The sequence below is a fragment of the Novosphingobium sp. BL-S-20 genome, from assembly GCF_055521635.1.
In genome coordinates this window covers 197,257-215,209 of sequence record NZ_CM145493.1, presented here as the reverse complement: position 1 = coordinate 215,209, position 17,953 = coordinate 197,257, and the positions used below count along the sequence as shown (strand labels likewise).

Annotated in this window: 17 protein-coding genes; 8 read left to right on the top strand and 9 right to left on the bottom strand. The window is 67.3% G+C overall.

Annotated elements, in window-relative coordinates; all coding sequences use genetic code 11:
* The first annotated feature begins 5 nt into the window (after window positions 1-5).
* The 6 genes from kdpB to ACZ1II_RS00910 all read left to right on the top strand — a co-directional run bounded on the left by kdpB (window position 6) and on the right by ACZ1II_RS00910 (window position 7,761).
* Window positions 6-2,042 (top strand): potassium-transporting ATPase subunit KdpB, encoded by a 2,037-nt coding sequence (gene kdpB, locus ACZ1II_RS00935; RefSeq protein ID WP_465143965.1) that lies wholly within the window; start codon window positions 6-8, stop codon window positions 2,040-2,042.
* A 176-nt stretch (window positions 2,043-2,218) separates the two neighbouring features.
* Window positions 2,219-2,809 (top strand): potassium-transporting ATPase subunit KdpC, encoded by a 591-nt coding sequence (gene kdpC / locus ACZ1II_RS00930; RefSeq protein WP_465143964.1) that lies wholly within the window; start codon window positions 2,219-2,221, stop codon window positions 2,807-2,809.
* Complete coding sequence (locus tag ACZ1II_RS00925; protein WP_465143963.1) at window positions 2,806-5,475, top strand: DUF4118 domain-containing protein; 2,670 nt, start codon at window positions 2,806-2,808, stop codon at window positions 5,473-5,475. Before kdpC ends, ACZ1II_RS00925 begins: the two co-directional genes overlap by 4 nt.
* Window positions 5,472-6,173: a response regulator gene (locus tag ACZ1II_RS00920; RefSeq protein WP_465143962.1), complete on the top strand. Its 702-nt coding sequence runs from the start codon at window positions 5,472-5,474 to the stop codon at window positions 6,171-6,173. Before ACZ1II_RS00925 ends, ACZ1II_RS00920 begins: the two co-directional genes overlap by 4 nt.
* 106 nt (window positions 6,174-6,279) lie before the next feature.
* Window positions 6,280-6,657 carry a hypothetical protein gene (locus tag ACZ1II_RS00915; RefSeq protein ID WP_465143961.1) on the top strand — a complete coding sequence of 126 codons (378 nt, stop codon included), beginning with the start codon at window positions 6,280-6,282 and terminating at the stop codon, window positions 6,655-6,657.
* Window positions 6,658-6,945: 288 nt separating this feature from the next.
* Window positions 6,946-7,761 (top strand): TorF family putative porin, encoded by an 816-nt coding sequence (locus ACZ1II_RS00910; RefSeq protein ID WP_465143960.1) that lies wholly within the window; start codon window positions 6,946-6,948, stop codon window positions 7,759-7,761.
* Window positions 7,762-7,812: 51 nt separating this feature from the next.
* Here the strand turns inward: ACZ1II_RS00910 and ACZ1II_RS00905 are convergent, their stop codons facing one another.
* From ACZ1II_RS00905 to ACZ1II_RS00890, 4 genes are all read right to left on the bottom strand, one after another.
* Entirely contained in the window at window positions 7,813-8,079 is a 267-nt protein-coding gene (locus tag ACZ1II_RS00905; protein WP_465143959.1) for a hypothetical protein, read from the bottom strand.
* On the bottom strand, window positions 8,076-8,570 hold the full coding sequence (locus ACZ1II_RS00900) for a methyltransferase domain-containing protein (protein ID WP_465143958.1): 495 nt from the start codon (window positions 8,568-8,570) through the stop codon (window positions 8,076-8,078). Before ACZ1II_RS00900 ends, ACZ1II_RS00905 begins: the two co-directional genes overlap by 4 nt.
* Before the next feature lie 14 nt (window positions 8,571-8,584).
* On the bottom strand, window positions 8,585-8,836 hold the full coding sequence (locus ACZ1II_RS00895) for a hypothetical protein (RefSeq protein WP_465143957.1): 252 nt from the start codon (window positions 8,834-8,836) through the stop codon (window positions 8,585-8,587).
* A gap of 149 nt (window positions 8,837-8,985) precedes the next feature.
* The gene (locus tag ACZ1II_RS00890) at window positions 8,986-9,942 is read right to left on the bottom strand and encodes a DUF4424 domain-containing protein (RefSeq protein ID WP_465143956.1); all 957 of its coding nucleotides are present in this window, start codon (window positions 9,940-9,942) and stop codon (window positions 8,986-8,988) included.
* A gap of 155 nt (window positions 9,943-10,097) precedes the next feature.
* Here ACZ1II_RS00890 and ACZ1II_RS00885 point away from each other — a divergent pair, with 155 nt between their 5' ends.
* Together ACZ1II_RS00885 and ACZ1II_RS00880 are read left to right on the top strand one after the other, a co-directional pair.
* Window positions 10,098-11,579, top strand: a complete 1,482-nt coding sequence (locus ACZ1II_RS00885) for a hypothetical protein (RefSeq protein WP_465143955.1) — start codon at window positions 10,098-10,100, stop codon at window positions 11,577-11,579.
* Window positions 11,580-11,582: 3 nt separating this feature from the next.
* Window positions 11,583-12,653: an acyltransferase family protein gene (locus tag ACZ1II_RS00880; protein WP_465143954.1), complete on the top strand. Its 1,071-nt coding sequence runs from the start codon at window positions 11,583-11,585 to the stop codon at window positions 12,651-12,653.
* Here ACZ1II_RS00880 and ACZ1II_RS00875 read toward each other — a convergent pair.
* The 5 genes from ACZ1II_RS00875 to ACZ1II_RS00855 all read right to left on the bottom strand — a co-directional run bounded on the left by ACZ1II_RS00875 (window position 12,617) and on the right by ACZ1II_RS00855 (window position 17,953).
* Window positions 12,617-13,618 (bottom strand): Csu type fimbrial protein, encoded by a 1,002-nt coding sequence (locus tag ACZ1II_RS00875; RefSeq protein WP_465143953.1) that lies wholly within the window; start codon window positions 13,616-13,618, stop codon window positions 12,617-12,619. The genes ACZ1II_RS00880 and ACZ1II_RS00875 overlap by 37 nt on opposite strands.
* Entirely contained in the window at window positions 13,615-16,020 is a 2,406-nt protein-coding gene (locus ACZ1II_RS00870) for a fimbria/pilus outer membrane usher protein (protein ID WP_465143952.1), read from the bottom strand. The genes ACZ1II_RS00875 and ACZ1II_RS00870 overlap by 4 nt, the downstream gene beginning before the upstream one ends.
* Window positions 16,021-16,027: 7 nt before the next feature.
* Window positions 16,028-16,792 carry a fimbrial biogenesis chaperone gene (locus ACZ1II_RS00865; RefSeq protein WP_465143951.1) on the bottom strand — a complete coding sequence of 255 codons (765 nt, stop codon included), beginning with the start codon at window positions 16,790-16,792 and terminating at the stop codon, window positions 16,028-16,030.
* Between the two features lie 26 nt (window positions 16,793-16,818).
* A complete protein-coding gene (locus ACZ1II_RS00860; RefSeq protein ID WP_465143950.1) occupies window positions 16,819-17,349 on the bottom strand; it encodes a Csu type fimbrial protein in 531 nt (176 codons plus the stop codon).
* A 64-nt stretch (window positions 17,350-17,413) separates the two neighbouring features.
* Window positions 17,414-17,953 carry a Csu type fimbrial protein gene (locus ACZ1II_RS00855; RefSeq protein ID WP_465143949.1) on the bottom strand — a complete coding sequence of 180 codons (540 nt, stop codon included), beginning with the start codon at window positions 17,951-17,953 and terminating at the stop codon, window positions 17,414-17,416.

Sequence of the window (17,953 nt, the reverse complement as noted above, 5' to 3'; positions counted from 1 at the left end):
ACCCAATGGCCCGGTCCTCAAAGACTTCTCTTTTCACGGCAGACCTGCTCGTTCCGGCGATCGGGGATGCCTTCCGCAAACTCGATCCCCGCGAACTGATCCGCAACCCGGTGATGTTCACCACGGCCGTCGTCGCGGTGCTGCTGACCGTGCTGCTGATCGTCGGCCACGACGGTCTCGCCGCGATCTTCAAGCTCCAGCTCGTGGTGTGGCTCTGGCTGACGGTGCTGTTCGGCACTTTCGCCGAGGCCTTGGCCGAAGGGCGCGGCAAGGCGCAGGCGGCCTCGCTGCGCGCCACCAAGGCGGAACTCACCGCCAAGCGTCTCAAGTCTGACGGCGCACGCTTCGACAGCGTGCCCGCCAGCCAGCTCAAGAAGGGCGACGTGGTGCTGGTGCAGACCGGCGACCTGATCCCTTCGGATGGCGAAGTGATCTCCGGCGTCGCCTCGGTCAACGAAGCCGCGATCACCGGCGAATCCGCGCCCGTCATCCGCGAGGCGGGCGGTGACCGCTCTGCCGTCACCGCAGGCACCCGCGTCATCTCCGATGAGATCCGCGTGCGCGTCACCGTCAATCCGGGGCAGGGCTTCCTCGACCGCATGATCGCGCTGGTCGAAGGCGCCGAGCGTCAGAAGACCCCCAACGAGATCGCGCTGACCCTGCTGCTGGTCGGCCTGACGATCATCTTCCTGATCGCGGTGGCGACCATTCCGGGCTTTGCCAGCTATGCGGGCGGTTCGGTGCCGGTCTCGATCCTCGCCGCGCTGCTGATCACGCTGATCCCGACCACCATCGCGGCGCTGCTCTCGGCCATTGGCATTGCCGGGATGGACCGTCTGGTGCGCTTCAACGTGCTGGCAAAGTCTGGCCGCGCGGTGGAAGCAGCGGGCGACGTCGACGTGCTGCTGCTCGACAAGACCGGCACGATCACCATCGGTGATCGTCAGGCGACCGAGTTCCGGCCTGTGGGTGGCGTCAACATCAGCGAACTGGCCGAAGCCGCGCTGATGGCCAGCCTCGCCGATGAGACGCCCGAAGGCCGCTCGATCGTCGTCCTCGCCCGCGACAAGTTCGGGCTGACCACGGCGGTGCTGCCCGAAGGAGCGGAGGTCATTCCCTTCACTGCGCAGACCCGCATCTCCGGCGTGAACACCGGTGGCCGGGTGATCCAGAAGGGCGCGGTGCAGGCGATCCTCCGCGCCAATCCGGAGGCAGGGACGACCGCTGCCGCCACCGAACTGCGCCGCGTGACCGACGAGATCGGCCGCGCGGGCGGCACGCCGCTGGCGGTTGCCGTCGATGGCCGCCTGCTGGGTGCGATCTTCCTCAAGGACATCGTCAAGGCCGGTATCCGCGAGCGCTTCGGAGAGCTTCGGCAGATGGGCATCCGCACGGTGATGATCACCGGCGACAACCCGCTGACCGCTGCCTCCATCGCGGCAGAATCGGGCGTCGACGATTTCCTCGCCGAAGCCACGCCCGAGGACAAGCTGGCGCTGATCCGCAAGGAACAGCAGGGCGGCAAGCTCGTCGCCATGTGCGGAGACGGCACCAACGATGCCCCGGCGCTGGCCCAGGCGGACGTCGGCGTCGCCATGAACACCGGCACGCAGGCCGCGCGCGAGGCCGGCAACATGGTCGATCTCGACAGCGATCCGACCAAGCTGATCGAGGTCGTCGGCCTCGGCAAGCAGCTCCTGATGACGCGCGGGGCGCTGACCACGTTCTCGGTCGCCAACGACGTTGCCAAGTACTTCGCGATCATCCCGGCCATGTTCATCGTGCTCTATCCGGGGCTGGGCGTGCTCAACGTGATGGGCCTTGCGACCCCGCAGAGCGCGATTCTCTCGGCGATCATCTTCAACGCGCTGATCATTCCCTGCCTGGTGCCGCTGGCGCTCAGGGGCGTGACCTACAAGCCGATGGGGGCAGGCCCGCTGCTGGCGCGCAACCTTGCCGTCTACGGCCTTGGCGGCCTGATCGCACCGTTCATCGGCATCAAACTCATCGACCTGGCCGTGAACGGGCTGGGGCTGGCGTAAGGCCCCTGAGCCTGCACCTACCCTCTTCGTCATCCTGAACTTGTTTCAGGATCCATCGCGCCGATCGACCGGCGGTGTGAACGGCGGAATGGACCCTGAAACAAGTTCAGGGTGACGGTTGGGGGGAGCGGTACGAGACAGGGCAAGGATTTTGGCCTCGGCCAAGGAGATACATAATGACCAACGATTTCACTTCATCGCTGCGCCCCGCGATCGTCATGACCGGGCTGTTCGCCGCGCTGCTCGGCCTCGGCTATCCGTTGGCGATGACCGGCGTGGGCCAGCTTCTGTTCCCCAGACAGGCGAACGGCAGTCTCGTGACCGAGAACGGCAAGGTCGTCGGCTCGACCGTGGTCGGTCAGGCCTTCACCTCGGAGCGCTATTTCCAGACGCGCCCATCGGCGGCGGGCAAAGGCTATGACGGACTGGCCTCGTCCGGCTCGAACCTCGGGCCGACCTCGCAGGTCCTGCACGACCGCGTGAAGGAGCAGGTCGCCGCGATGCAGGCGGCCGAACCCGGCAAGCCGATTCCTGCCGATCTCGTGACCACTTCGGGTTCGGGCCTCGACCCCGACATCACGCCCGAAGCCGCCGTATATCAGGCCGACCGCGTGGCACGGGTGCGCGGTCTCGATCCCGCCGCGGTCCGCCGCCTCGTGGACGAGAGCGTCGAACAGCCGCTGCTCGGCTTCATCGGCGAACCGCATGTAAACGTGTTCGAACTCAATCGACGACTGGACGGTATCGGCGCTAAGCAGGGCAAGTGACTGATAACGACAGACCCTCTCCGGAAGCCCTCTTGCGCGCCGCCGCGCAGGAGGGCCGTGGCCGTCTGAAGGTATTCCTCGGCGCCGCGCCCGGCGTCGGCAAGACCTGGGAAATGCTCACTGAGGGCCACCAGCGGCGCGATGCCGGGGTGGACGTGGTGGTGGGCGTCGTCGAGACGCATGGCCGCCGCGAAACCGAGGCGCTGGTGCAAGGACACGAAGTGATCCCCCGCCGCGAGGTCGAGCACAAGGGCCACAGCCTCGGCGAGATGGACATCGACGCCATCCTCGCGCGGGCGCCCGCGCTGGTGCTGGTGGACGAACTGGCCCACACCAATGCACCCGGTAGCCGCCATCCCAAGCGTTATCAGGATGTCGAGGAACTGCTCGATGCCGGGATCGACGTCTATTCCACGATCAATATCCAGCACGTCGAGAGCCTGAACGATGTCGTCGCCTCGTTCACCCGGGTGCGGGTGCGCGAGACGGTGCCCGATTCCATTCTCGAACAGGCGGAGATCGAAGTCGTCGACATTCCGCCCGACGAACTGATCGAGCGGCTGAAGGACGGCAAGGTCTATATCCCGCACGAGGCGACGCGGGCGCTCGGCCATTTCTTTTCCAAGACCAACCTCACCGCCCTGCGCGAACTGGCCCTGCGCCGCGCGGCGCAGGCGGTCGATGCGCAGATGCTGGAGCATGTCCGCGCCAATGCGCTGGCGGGCAGTTTTGCGGTCGGGGAACGCATCGTCGTCGCCGTCAGCGAACTGCCGCATGCCGCCGGGCTGGTCCGTGCGGGCAAGCGCATGGCGGACGCGCTGCGGGCGCCGTGGACCGCCGTGCATATCGAAACCCAGCGCCACCGCCAGTTCAGCGACGAAGAGCGCCGCCAGCTTGCGGACACGCTGGCGCTCGCCACCCGGCTGGGCGCCTCGACCGCCAGCATTCCGGCGACCGACGTGGTGGACGGCCTGCGCCAGTTTGCGCGTGAGGCGCGGGCGACGCAGATCGTCATCGGCAAGTCGAGCCGCACCTGGTGGTTCGAGATGCGTCACGGTTCGGTAGTGGACCGGCTGGTGCGCTCGGTGGGCGATGTCGCGGTCCATGTCCTGCCCTCGGGCGAGGAAGCCGTGCCCGGTAGCAAGGCGCGGCACCGGCGGCGCGGGCGTTGGGGAAATCCCGCCGACTACCTCTGGTCGCTGCTAATGGTGGCGGCGATGGCGGTGATCGGGCGGCTGCTGCTGGAAGCGCTCGATCTCGGCAATATCGCGCTGCTGTTCCTGGTCCCGGTGATGTTCGCGGCGGCGACGTTCGGCCTGCGCGCAGGCCTGTTCGCAGGCCTTGCCTCCAGCCTTGCCTACAACTTCTTCTTCCTGCCGCCCACCGGCACGCTGACCGTCAGCAATCCCGAGAACGTGATCTCGATCCTCGTGCTGCTGGGCGTCGCGGTCGTCACCAGCCAGTTCGCCGCACGGGTCCGCGCCCAGGCCGATCTGGCGGGATCGAGCGCGCGCCAGAACGCCGCGCTCGCCAGCTTCTCGCGCCAGCTTACCGCCGCCGTCACCCGCGAGGAACTGATGCAGGCGATCTGTGCCGAAGTCTCCCGCCTGCTCGATGTGCGCGCGGTGCTGCTGCTGCCTTCCGCCGACGGCCCGGTGCTTGCCGCCGCGCTGCCGCCGGAAGACCGGCTGGAGCAGATCGAGCGCGCCGCCGCGCAGTGGGCGATGGAGAACGACCAGCCCGCCGGGCGCGGTTCGGCCACGCTCACCGCCTCCGACTGGCTGTTCAATCCCCTACGGACGACACGCGGCGTCCTCGGCGTGCTCGGTATCGCCCGCACCGATGCCGCCGATCCCTTGCGCTCCGACCAGCTGCCGCTGCTGATGAGCCTGCTCGACCAGGCCTCGATCGCCTTCGACCGCCTGACGCTGGAGGAGGAGAACCTCAAGGCGCAGGCGGTGGGAGAGCGCGACCGTCTGCGCTCGGCGCTGCTGTCCTCGGTCAGCCATGACTTGCGCACCCCGCTCACCACGATCCTGACGGCGGCGAAGGAGATGCGCCAGCACCCCTCCGGCGAACTGGCCGAGGCCATCGAGACCGAGGCGCTGCGTCTCAACCGCTTCGTCGCCAACCTGCTCGACATGGCCCGCGTCGAGGCCGGTGCGCTGCCGATGAAACCGGAGCCGACCGACCTGTTCGACGCGGTGGCCGGGGCCGCTCACGATACCCGCGCCGCCCTACACGGGCATGCGGTGCAGCTCGACATTCCGCCCGACGTGCCGCTGGTGCGCGTCGATCCGGTCCTGCTGCACCATTGCCTCATCAACCTGCTCGACAATGCGGGGCGCTATGCCGATCCCGGCACGCCGATCCTGATCCGCTGCCGCCGGGCGCCGGACATGTTGCAGCTTTCGGTGATCGACGAAGGGCCGGGCATTCCCCTCGGCCAGGAAAAGCGCGTGTTCGAGACGTTCACCCGCCTCGAAGGATCGGACCGGGTGCGCCACGGCACCGGCCTCGGCCTCGCCATCGTCAAGGGCTTTGCGGAGGCCATGGGGCTTTCGGTCGAGGCGTCCAACAACGAGGAGCCGCTGGGCGCCTGCTTCACCATCCGCATTCCCAATGCGCTGATCCTCAAGAGTTTCGAAGATAGGGACGTTCCATGACCATCCGCCACAAGGTCCTCATCGTCGATGACGAACCGCAGATCCGCCGCCTCATCCTCGCCGCGCTGGGCCGCGCCGACTACCATGTCATCGAGGCAGTGAATGGGCGCGAGGCGCTTGACCGGCTGCGGCAGGAGCGGCCCGATATCGTGCTGCTCGACCTCGGCCTGCCGGACCGCGATGGGCTGGAACTCGTGCCGATCATCAAGCAGCAGAGCGACACCACGCTCATCATCGTCTCCGCCCGCGAGGCGACCGAGGAAAAGGTGGCCGCGCTCGATCTCGGCGCCGACGATTACCTGACCAAGCCGTTCGACACCGATGAATTGCTGGCCCGCGTCCGTGTGGCCCTGCGCAACCGCATGACGCGCGGCGGCGGGGTTCCGGCGGTTACGGCCGGGGACCTCTCCATCGACCTGATGAACCGCCGGATCACCAAGGCGGGCAAGGAAGTGCACCTCACGCCCAAGGAATATGCGGTGCTGGCGCAGCTCGCGAAGTTCCCGGGGCGCGTCATCACCCACGACCAGATCATGGTGAACGTCTGGCCGAACGAATCCGAGCGCCATGTCGAATACTTGCGCGTGCTGGTGCGGTCGCTGCGGCAAAAGCTGGAAACCGATCCGCAGCGCCCGCAGATCATCAGTAACGAGGTGGGCATCGGCTACCGCCTGCGCCTGCCCGAAGATGCGACCTGATAGCGGTCTCGCAGTATTGTGAAATCTCTATGCCGCGGGCAGTTTGCCGCTCTCGAATTGCTATGCGCACGCCTATAGATGGTGTGCCTCCCGAAGGAGGTGCACGATGGCCGCATGGCATGAAACTCTCGCAGCCCGGCTCTTGCTGCGGCTCGGCGGCGGCGCTCTGCTGAGCGGGGGCTGGTTCGTCGGTTCGCTGCTGTACCGAAGCGTTCATGTGCATCCGCCGAGGGCGGCGACGCCCGCCGAGCTTGGCCTTTGTGCGCTGCTGCTCTTGTTGCTGGTGACGGGCAATGCGCTGGTCTTTGTCGGCGCAGGACTTTGGAAGCAGGTGTCGGTGCCGGGACGCTGGAGCGCCGGGCTGATCGAGCCGCGCCTGTTCGAGCTGTTCCGACAGGATGAGCCTCTGCAAGCCGGGGAAAGCATGGTCGTGGCTGCGGACACCCCTCCTACCAGACGCGCCGGACTGCGTTCGACCAGCTGACGGGGGCCGCAATGGGCGTGCGGGCAACCGAGGGCCACTACAAATTCGTCATCCCCGCGAAGGCGGGGATCCCGCTTCTCTTGAGGTGCGGCGCAAGTGTCGCAAAAGGCAGCGGGGCCCCCGCCTTCGCGGGGGCGACGGGGTATGCTTCTCGGGATAAAGTTCTGGGAAGTAATGAAAACACTATGCGGACGTACTTGTCCCGCTCTCGATATAAAATGCGAACCTGCTCTACCTGGGCGTCCTCGAATCGCTCCGCCGCTCCGGCGGAGAACGCAAGAGGACATCATGAAATCCATCGTATCTCTCGCCGCTCTCTTCGTCGGCTTTGCTCCGCTGGCGGCTCAGGCCCAGGACGAAGCGGCCCCCAGCGCCGTGACCGTTTCCGGCTCCGCCACGCTAACCTCGGACTACCGTTTCCGCGGCGTCTCGCAGTCGGACGAGGCGATGGCGGTGCAGGGCGGCCTCACCATCGCCCATGAGAGCGGCCTCTACGTCGGAACCTGGGCGTCGAACCTTTCGGGCTGGGGCACCTTCGGCGGCGCCAACATGGAGCTGGACCTGATCGGCGGCTATAAGGCGAAGCTGAGCGACCATGCCGCGCTCGATGTCGGCCTGACCTGGTACATGTATCCGGGCGGGGCGGACGATACCGATTTCGCCGAGCCTTACGTCAAGCTCTCCGGCACCGCCGGCCCGGCCACACTGACGGCGGGCGCGGCCTATGCGCCGAAGCAATATGCGCTCGCCAATGTCTCCAATGCCCCGAACAGCCGGGGGCAGAAGCAGGACAACCTCTACCTCTGGGGGGACGGCGCCCTTGCCATTGCCGGGACGCCGCTGACGGCCAAGGCGCATATCGGCCATTCCGATGGCAATCCCGGCCTCGGTCCCAACGGCACCAGCGTCGCGCCCACCGGCAGCTATTGGGACTGGTCGCTCGGGCTGGACGCCGCCTGGCGCAACCTGACTTTCAACCTATCCTACGTCGATACCGATATCGGCGATGCCGCGCGGCTCCAGCCGAACTTCAGCAAGGGGCAGGACGGCACCGGCTCGATTGCCGATGCTGCGGTCGTCGCCTCGGTTACGGCGGCATTCTGAAGGAATGAAAAGCCCGGCATCGGGGGATGCCGGGCTTTTTCGATGGAGCGATCAGTCCCGCGGCCGACGGCGCCTCAGGCGCCGTTCGTGCAGCAGCGCGGGCAACATCCGATGCGGGCTGTTCTCGACGCGCAGGGCCAGCGCGACTTTACGGCCCCGTATCAGCAGGACAAGGCCCAGCAGCGTCGCCACGAGGCACAGCATGGTGACGATGCCATGCGGCCCGGTGGCCTGGCCCGGCGTCAGCAGCGCCAGACAAGGCCCGCCGACGAAGAGCACCGCGCCGAGGACGCGCCAGCGAAAGTCCCGGCGCGTCATGCGTAGAGCCTCGCACGCAGGACAAGATCACCGGCGCGCGCCGCTGCCTCGAGAAGCGCTTTCGGAGCGTCTGCCGTTGCTTCGTAAAGCACGATATCAGCTGGAAACTCCGCCTCCGCCTCCAGCCTTGCCAGCGGCTGCGCCACCTCGAAGGCGAAGCCGATGGCGGAATCCGCGTGAAGGCACGCATGGCGGCGTGCGCGTTCGATGCGCTCGGGATCGATATCCGCGCCGAGGACCTCGATCGAGAGAAAGCCGAGGGACCTTGCCCGTCTTGCCGCTGCGATGAGCAGGGAACCGTCGCCGCACGGGACGTGGACGATGCGCAGGGCGCGTCGGCCGCGTTCGCGCAGCTCTTCGAGCCGGGCCGAAAGCGCGGGCCAGCGGGGATCATCGCACGGCGCGGGAGCGAGTTTCAGGGGCCGTAGCGCCGCCGTGACCGACACGGCGGGCCAGGGCGAGGCACCCTTCAGCGAAAGCGCGTAAGGCATGGTTGATGCTCCCGTCAGGCGGCGCGTTCGAGCACCGGCTCGAACGGGATAGCGGGCACGAGCCATTCCGTCGCCAAGGCGATCACCGCGCCCGGAAAGCCATGGACTTCGCTGCGCGCGAAACGCCAGGCGGCGTCGCGGGAAATGAACCGGCCTTCCAGAAGGCCGTGGTTTTCCTGGACCAGCCAGTGCCCGGCCCGGTCCTGGCCGACATAGAGCACGGACCCGTTTTGGTCCGGCTCCGTAGTGCCGAAGGATTCGATCACGATACGCTCCTCAAAGCTACGTAGACAATCGGCCTCGGAACGACCGGGCCGATGCCTCGAAAATTAAAAGGAGGCGCGTGTGAATTCCAGACGAGGTCAGGCGGCGGCCCGTTGAGATTTCATAATGCGGGCGGTCTTGAAGGAAGGCCTTACTTTTCTTCGGTGCGGCGTTCGAGGAACAGGATCGAGAGGTCCTTTTCCGGTCGCCAGTTGGTTTTCGTCATTTCGAAGCGGGTCGGGGCGATCTTGCGGACGCCGTCGCCGCAGAAGCTGACGAAGTCCTGCGGGCGTTCCTTGTCGACGACGAGGCGGAACTTGCCGATCGGCTTTTTCCAGTTGCCGCCGGTGACGAGGATGTAGTCCAGCCAGCCTTCCGAATAATGGATGTCTCGGGCGGCGGCGCGGTTCATGGCCGAGAGCAGGGCGCTATCGACGCAGTAGCTGCGCACGGTCTCGGGCGCCGGCTCCCGGCCGAGCAGGGTTACGACCGTGCGGCCGACCGAAGGTTGGTAGCGGTGCTCGACCACGACCGGAACACCCGCCGGGAATCTCTGGAGCCAGTGATAGGTCGTCTCCAGCTTCCAAGCCGGATAGCCGTCCTCGTCGATCAGCCCGAGACGCTGGGCTTCGGCGTTGTCGGCCGGGGTCAGGCGCTCCAGCGCTTCCTGCGCGGGGCCGAGGTGCGGGGCCAGCGGAATCCCGTGCGTGCGCAGCCAGGCGGCGTGGTTCACGGTGCCGACCATGGCCTTCTGCTCCATGTCCATGGCGACCGGCCTGCCGTCCACGCGGGTCGTGAAGCCGAGGAAATTGTCGGGAGAATCGATGGGAATCGAGACATCCATCTCGAACATTTCCCGCCCGCCGACCGGCGGCAGCGGGAAGGCGACGCGGCTGACCATATCCTTGCCGCTGGTGTTGAGGAAGGTGTAGCGCACCTTGACCGCCGAGCGGGAGATTTCGAGATCCTCGGTCTGCATCTCGATGGCATCGCTGCGGGTCAGGACGAGTCCGCCTGCGGCCAGTTGCGCCGAGGAATCGTTGGCGAGGGCCATGCCCGAGAGACACGAGGAAAGCGCCGCGAGGGCCAGGGTCAGATATCTCCGCATGGCATTGTGGTAGCGCGGAGAGCGGCCGGGTTTCAATCGCTTCCGGCGGCTTACCCTTGGCGCGGCGCCGAAGGAGAGTTAACGCTTCCTTCGCCAAACCTGCCTAGACGCCTTGCCTGCGTCCGGCGCGGGCGTGCAAGTTGCGGGGCCTGTCGTTGATCCGTTCGTTCAGCCGGTATCTGGTTTTCGCCACGCTGTTCCTGCTCGGCTGCGCGCTGGTCTGGACCTGCCTTCAGCGCGGGCCGTGGTACGACGAATTCTACACCCAGTTCGTGACCCGTCCCGGCGTGCCCTGGTCGGCAGCGTTGCGCGAAAGCTGGCTCGCGGACAACCATCCGCCGCTCTATTACGTGTTGGCGCGCATGACCGCGTGGCTCGGCTCGATCGCGCATCATCGCCTGCTCAATGTGGCGCTCGGCGGTGCGGCGCTGGCGGGCGGCGCGATTATCGTGCGCGAGGTGCCGCGCCTCGCGCCTGCCGCGGCGGTGCTGGTGCTGGAACTGGCTGCCAATCCCTGGTCGTTGATCGCCGGAAGCGAGCTGCGGTCCTACTATCTCTCGCTCTGCGCGGTAACCGTGCTGGCACTCGGGCTTTGCGCGATCCGGCTGACCGGAGAGGCGGGTTCGACGCGGCGCCAGGCGGTGTTCTGGATCGCTGCGCTCACGGCCTTCAATACGCATATCATCACTTCGCTCGCCTGCGCGGCACTGGTTCTGCCGTTCCTCATGGCTGCCGCCGTGCGCCGCGACTGGCGGGAGGTGCACGCGATCGGCGTACCGGTCGTCGTCGCCGGGTTGGTCTTCTCGGCGATCACCGCGTTCCAGCTTCCGATCTGGCTGAGCAATACCAGTGTGTTCTGGATCGAGCCGGGGTTCGATTCCGCCCGCTGGTCGGTGGAATGGGCGCTGCTGCGCACGCTGGAGGCCAACCTGCCGGTGCTGGCGGGGGCCTTGGCGGGAGCGGTGCTGCTGGGCCGTGACGTGCTGCTAGACAGGAAGTCGAGCGGCGAGGCCGGAGCGCTGGCGCTGCTGGTGGTCGGTGTCGTGCTGGCGGCGGGCGGTCTCATTGTGCTGCATATGCTGAGGCCGATCCTGATCGAGAAGTATCTGATGGCGCTGGTCGCGGCGGTTTCGGTGGGTGTCGGGCTGGCCGGGGGGCGGCTGCTCGAGAGCCTGTTGCCGCGCTGGCGGTTGCTCGCGCTGCTGGCCGGGTTTGCGGCGACGCTGCTGGCGCTTGTCCAGAACGTGCCGCTGGCAGTGAACCGGGTGAGCTGGTTCACCACGGGCCGGGCGATCGCGCAGGAAGTCGCGCGCTGTCAGGGGACGGTGGTCCATACCGACCCGTTCTGGAATGCCGAAGTCATGGCCATGCTGCCGCGCGACAATGCCCGGGTCGTGCCTTTCGCCTATCGATACGTGGCGCGCTCTTTCGGTTTTTCCGTTGCTCCGGCGGGATCGCGGGAGATGGGGCAAGGCTGTCCGACGGTGTTCTGGGGCGAGCATGACAGCAAGCAACAGTTCGATGCCGGGGCGGTCTCGGCCCATCTGCGCGCCTCCGGCTTTCCGGTCGGGAACATGGACTTCCGGCGCATCGGCGACGGTTGGATCGCCGTGGTCCCGCCGCAGCTGGAGCGCTGAACCATGAGCGGGTCGCGCACGCCGAAGCTCCGGAGCATCCAGGCCCTGCGCGGGATCGCGGCGCTGGCGGTTGTTGCCTATCATGCCGCGCGGCACCTCGGGCAGGCGGTGGACGCATCGGCGATCACTCGGCTGACCCAGCCCGGCCATGCGGGGGTGGACCTGTTCTTCGTGCTGTCCGGTTTCATCATCCTCCACGTCCACCGGCAGGACATCGGCCATCCGCAGGCGCTCGGGCGCTATGCCTGGCAGCGGTTTGCGCGGCTCATGCCGATCTACTGGGTGGCGCTGGCGGCGACGATCGCGCTGATGCTGCCGCATCACGGCGACGAAGTGACGCTCTCCCGCGTCGCGCTTTCGGCCAGCCTGCTGCCGGAGACGCAGGACCCGCTGCTCGGCGTCGCCTGGACCTTGCAGCACGAGATGCTGTTCTACGCCGCCTTTGCGCTGCTGATAGTGAGCCGGAGGCTCGGGCTGGCCTGTCTGTTGCTCTGGCTGCTCTGGGGCCTTGCGCAAGGGCTAGGACTGCTGCCGGGCTACGGCCTGCCGCGCTTCGCCAGCCTGTTCAACCTCCAGTTCCTGTTCGGCATGGGTGCGGCGCTGGCGGTCGCTCGGGGGTGGATCGGGCGCGGAGGCCTGCTCGCGCTGGTCGCCGCCGGACTGCTGGTGCTGGTTGGGACGATGGAGGCCTTGGGCCGGATCGACGGTTACGGCAATTTCGCTCGGCTGGCCTATGGCGTGCCTTGCGCGCTGCTGATCGCGGGGCTTGCGGTCTGGGAGGGCCAAGCGCTTCGCCGTGTTCCCGCTCTGCCGGTCGCCTTGGGCGAGGCGTCCTACAGCCTCTATCTCTTCCACCTGCTGGGCATCGGCGTGGCCTGGCAGGTCTGGCTGCGTAGCGGGATCGATAGCGCCGCCCATCTCGCGTCCTGCTACACCTTCCTGCTGGCAGGCGCGCTCGCTTGCGGCCTTTTCGTGCACCACCTGATCGAGGTGCCCCTGCTGCGGCGTCTGCGATCGAAGTCGCTGGGTCAGGACGATCAGAACGCCACGTCGATCCGCACGGTGTCGGTATAGGTCCCGCCGGGCGGGGTGACTTGTCCGGGCAGGATCGCCGCACGGTAGGTGTAGCCCTGCGTGGTCACGGAATCGTAGATATTGGGATTGGTTTCCGCCGTGCCGCTGCCCCGCCTTGCGGTGCCGACCGCACCCCAGCGCTCGGTGGAGGAGGTCGTCTTGTAGATTTCGTAGTTGAGATAGCTGGAGGTCGAGCCGGAGGTATAGCGCATCCGCCGCACGGTGCCGCTGGCATTGGCGCCGTCATCGAGGCCTACCGTATAGGAGGTTCCCGCGCTGCACCGGATCTGGATCGTGCGGGTAATGGCACTGAAGCTGCTGGCCAGCGGCGCCGAACCGAACCCGGCGGCGGGCGCATTGATGATGCAGTCGTTCTGGACGGTGAGCGTCACCGTCACCTGGACGGGGACGCCGGTGCCCCAGTTGGTCGGCGCGCCTACCAGGGGGCGCACGAGGCTGGGGCTGTTGTCGTAGCTGAGGCAAAGGGCAACGCCCACGTTGCAGACCGAATAGTACCAGCGGAAGTTGAGCGTACCGGTATAGGTCCCAGCGCGCAGTGCCGTCGTCGCTGTCGTGCGGATGTAGATCGGCACCGCGCTGTTCGTGCCCGAGAACAGCGTCAGCAGCGCGGTCGAGGACAGGTTCTGGAAGGTATTGACCGGAATGGCGGTGCCGTTCTGGGTGAACGAGGCGATGAACGGGATCGTCAGACTGTTCGGGCCGGTCATCAGGAAAGTCGAGGATTCCAGAGTCACGCCGACATAGTGCGTGGCCAGCAGCGCCAGCGTGGTATCGCACTGCAATCCTGCGGAGCCGCTGCCGGTCTGCGACGTGGTCCCGACCGTGTAGGAACTGACACCCGTGCCGAGATTGATGGTCGAGGCCGAGACCGTGCAGGCCTCGGCGCGGCCCGTAGCCACGGAAAACGCCAGCAGCACGGCGAGCAGGGTGAAGAGGCGGCTCATGGGCGGCATGTCACGGTGCCGATGTCGAGGATATCCTCGGCGGGGAGGCTTGCGGTAAACCGGGCGCGGCAGGTTCCGCCTTCGGGGAAGGTCGCAACCAGTGCGTTTTCGGCGGCCACGCCTTCGAGGAAGATCATCCCGTCCCATCCTGCGTAAGTCCGCGTCTTCTCGTTGAGCAGCAGGACCGAACCGGCCGGAACCGGCTTGCCCGCCGTATCTACGAGTACGCCGCGCGCGACGGTCGTGCGATCGAGCGGGAAGCGCACCACGTAGCCGCTGCCTGCCGCCACTGCCACGCGGCGGCTGACGACGTCGGCCTGCACGCTGGGGGGCAGCGACAGGGTGTCGATGTCGTAATGGGCCGGATACCAGGCGCTGGCCGAGGGGATGAGCAGGCGGCCATCGCGGTTGGTCTCGCCGATGAGCTGGTTCTCGTAGCGCACCGGCACGCCCGCCTCGCCGTTGGTGGTGACGAGCGCGAAGGCGTCGGTCACGCGGTTTGCCGCGAAAAGGGCGCCGTCCATGAAGACCAGCGATCCGCTCGCCCCCAGCCATCCGGTATAGTCGCCCTGGCCATAGGCCCCGGCGCGAAGCTGGATCGGCTGGGTGCGCCAGGCGAGGTCGCCGCGCAAGTAGGGTTGGTCGCCGGGTTCGCCGTAGACGCTGGCGTTCCAGCCGAAGCCGCCCTCGGTGGGGATCGGCCGCGAGTAGTCCGCCGTCAGCCCGGTCCGCCCGTCCTGATCGCGCGCCACCCCGGCGCTGGCATAGCCGGTGCCGAGCGGCACGGTGAGCGTCAGCGCGCCGGACCAGCTCTTGCTGGAGAAGTCGCGCGAAACGCCCGCATAGAGGCGGCTTTCGCGCCAGAGCGGCACCGTCCACGAGAGGTTGGCGAGCTTGCCGCTATCGGCACCTTGCCGTGCAAGGTCGAAATAGCCGAGGCCGAGCGTCCCGCCGCCGCCCAGCGAGAAACTGGCGGTGGCGGAAGTCTGGCGTTCCCAGCCGCGGCGGTAGGGCTGGTCGAGCAGGGCGAGGTCCACGTAATCGGCGTCATGCCGGATGTGCCGCACCCCCAAGGAGAACCGCCGCGCCTGATATTCGTAGCCGACCGTCAGTTCGCCCCCGGAAGTCTGCCCGAGATTGCGGCTGTAGGAGGCATTGACCACGCCCAGTTCGCCCACCCGGAATACCGCCCCGGCGCCGAGCAGGCTCATGTCCTCGGCCGCTTCGCCGCGCAGTTCCAGGGTGAGCGCGCTGGTCAATCCGTGCCGGGCGAAGGCGCTGACGGCGAGGCCCTGGTAGTCGAAATTGCGGATGCCGTAGTTCCGGCGGAACGAACCCGCGGCCAGCGCATATTCGGTCAGCCCCGGACGCAGCAGGGCGCTGCTGACGTAGAAGGGCATCGAAGTGGCGATGCTGCGCCCGAGCATGTCGGTGACGATCAGGTTGGCCTGTCCATAGCCGTTGATCGGCGGCAGGGTGCCGAGCGAGAAGGGGCCGGGATTGACCTGACTCCCCGCGATCCTCTGGCCGTTGACGACGAGATCGACGGTGGAAGGCAGCGCGGCGCTCCCCGCGAATTCGGGCAGCGGATACGTCACGATATCCGGCCGCACCGAGAAATCGCGGGAGATTTGCGCGCCCCCCAGCCGGATCGCGGGTGCCCAGGGCAGGGTGCGTGTGATGATGTCGCCCGCTTCGACGGTCGTCATGCTGCGCTCGTCCGACCAGCGCCAGGTGGTGTCGTAGCGGATGTAGGGGGCGTGGCGACGGTCGTCGGAGGTATTGCCCGGCGAGGTGCTGACGACGCCGGTGGTCGAGACCATGCCGAAGTGCCCGAACACCCGCGCCTCGTGCCAGAGCGAGGCTTGCAGCGGAAGGCCGCCGCCGCCGGTCAGGAAAGCGTCGTAGTTGAGCAGGGCGCCGGTGTCCCGCTTCGCCCGTTCGTAGGGGCGGCCGTGCGGGCCGATCTGCTGGGTCGGGAGATAGTCTGGCAGGACGGTGAGATGCAGTTGCTGGCGCGCGGAATCGTAGTCGGCGCTTACCCCGTCCAGCGTATCGAGGAAGACCTTCTCATCGGTCGTGTGCAGCACCATTCCGGCGCGGCGCAAGTCCGCCGTGCGGAGCTGGAAGCGGTCGTCGCGCTTGAGTACGGAGGCTAGCACGCCGCTGGCCATGCCGTTGACGTAGATTTCGAGTTGCAGCGTCTGGTCGGCGTCGAAATCGGCCCGGTCGACGGGAGGCGGAAGGTCGGAGAAGAAGTCGGCGCGCGGGGCGGCATCGGGTGCGTCCGGTGCGTCGGGCGCGGCGAGGCAGTCTGTCGCCAGCAGCAGCGCGATGACGCCGGAGGCGATCCCGGTCGGGACTCGCTTCTGGCGTCTCCGCGATGGCTCGGCTCCGGGCATCTGCGGATCATTCCGGCAGGTGCTCGATACGGGCCATCGCCCTGCCGTTGAGCGTCGCCGTCAGGTCTCCCTGTGCTTCCGTGCCATCGGGGAGCGGCCAGCGCATCGTCGCGCCGGGCAGGACGTAGCCGAACAGGCCCTCGCCCAGACCGGAGCGCTTGCCCGTTCCCGAAAACGCGACGTCGCTGAGCCGTGCGTGCCCCGCGCCGCTGTTGCGGATCTCGATATAGCGCCCCTGGCCGTCGGTCCCGGTCCTCCAGCCGAGCTGCGGCGGCGGGGAGACGGCCTTCTTTCCCCCATCCGCATTTTTGGCGAGCGAGAACAGCGGCAGCGAATAGCGCATGCGGAAGGTCACAGCCGCGCCTTGGCTGCCCGTCGCGGTGGTGGGGTCTGTGGTAGGAATCTGGTCGACGATGACGCGGTAGGGCTTTTCCGGAACGCCGGGCGGAGGCACCAGCCGGGTCAGGCGGATCAGCTGGCGCTGGCCCGGCTCGATGCTGAGGATCGGCGGCGTGCCGAGTATATCCTTCTGCTCGCCATAGAGGTCCTCGCCGTTCTGCTGGGTCCAGGCGAAGATGCGGATCTGGAGCGTGATCGGCGCCTTGCCGGGGTTCTCCAGCCAGAGCGCCGCTGCCGGGGCGTCGCCCTCGATCACCGGGCTGATCGGCCAGATCAGCAGCGATCCGGGCGACTGCGCGGCGACCGGGGCGGGCGTCAAACCTAGCACAAAGAAAAAGATCGCCGCGCCGAGGAAACGGAAGAAAGCGGGCATCGGCGGGCTCCTGGAGGCATGGCGGGTTACCATGTGAGAGTGACGGTCAGCGTGTCGGTATAAGTGCCCGGGGGCAGTGTGCCGGGCAGGGTCAGCCTGCCGTAGATCGGCAGGCGCACGTCCTCGCTGTTGGTCGTGGTGATCGTGGTGGTGAAGGCTGTGCCGATGGCAATGGGCAGGGTGCAGGCGGCATCGCGGCACAGCGAATAGGGAATGCGCGAGGTGGTGGCCGCGCGCTGGAGATTGCGCTGACCGGCGCTGGCATGGGTTCCGCCGTCAACGCTCATCGACAGGGTGACGCCTTGCGTGCAGCGCAGGCGCATGGACTGACCCGTCGTGGAGGTCGCGGTGCGCAGCTGGGTGGAGAAAGTGGAGGCGGTGCCGAAATCGAGTGTGCCGATCTGTCCCGCATTGCCGCTGGCGCCCAATCCGTCGACCAGGCAACCGGGCGTGACCGTTGCCGTGACGTCGAACTGGGCGGTTGTGGCGGCATCGACACCCAACGGGAACAGCGCCGCGACGACAGCGCCGAAGACGGTCAGGCGGGCGAGGGGCAATGGCGAACCAGACCTCCTCGCCCGGAAAGGGCGGACAGCGGCCATGACGGGCGGCGAAATTCGCCTAGAGGACGAGAACGACCGTAACGATATCCGTGTAAGTGCCCGGCGAAAGCCCCGCCGCTCCAAAGGCGCGGCCGTAGACATTCACCGTCTGCGCCGCCCCGGTGCTGGACAGGGGGATCGTGCCGCCGATCGGGATCACGGTGGTGCGCCCGGCGTCGCTGTAGAGATTGTAGGTGACGAACTGCCCGGCGGTCGTGGTGTTCAACATGGCGCGGACGCCCGTTCCCGTGCCCGAGCCGTCATGCTGGCCTGCGCGGAACGAGAGCGAGGGGGTGACGCCGTTGCTGCACTGGATCGTGAAGCCGGTCGCGCCGCTCAGTACCTGGGCGTCTACCTGGGTGAAGAGGGTATTCTGCGTCCCGAAGTTCAGCGTGCCGAACGTGACGTTGGCCGAGCCGTTGTCATAGTTCTGGCCGTTGATGATGCACCCTGCCTGAAGTGTCAGGGTGGCATTGATGGTTCCGGTTATGTCGGCCTGGGCCGGTGCGGCGATCATCAGGGCGGCCGACAGGCCCGTTGCGGCGAGAATAGTCCTCAA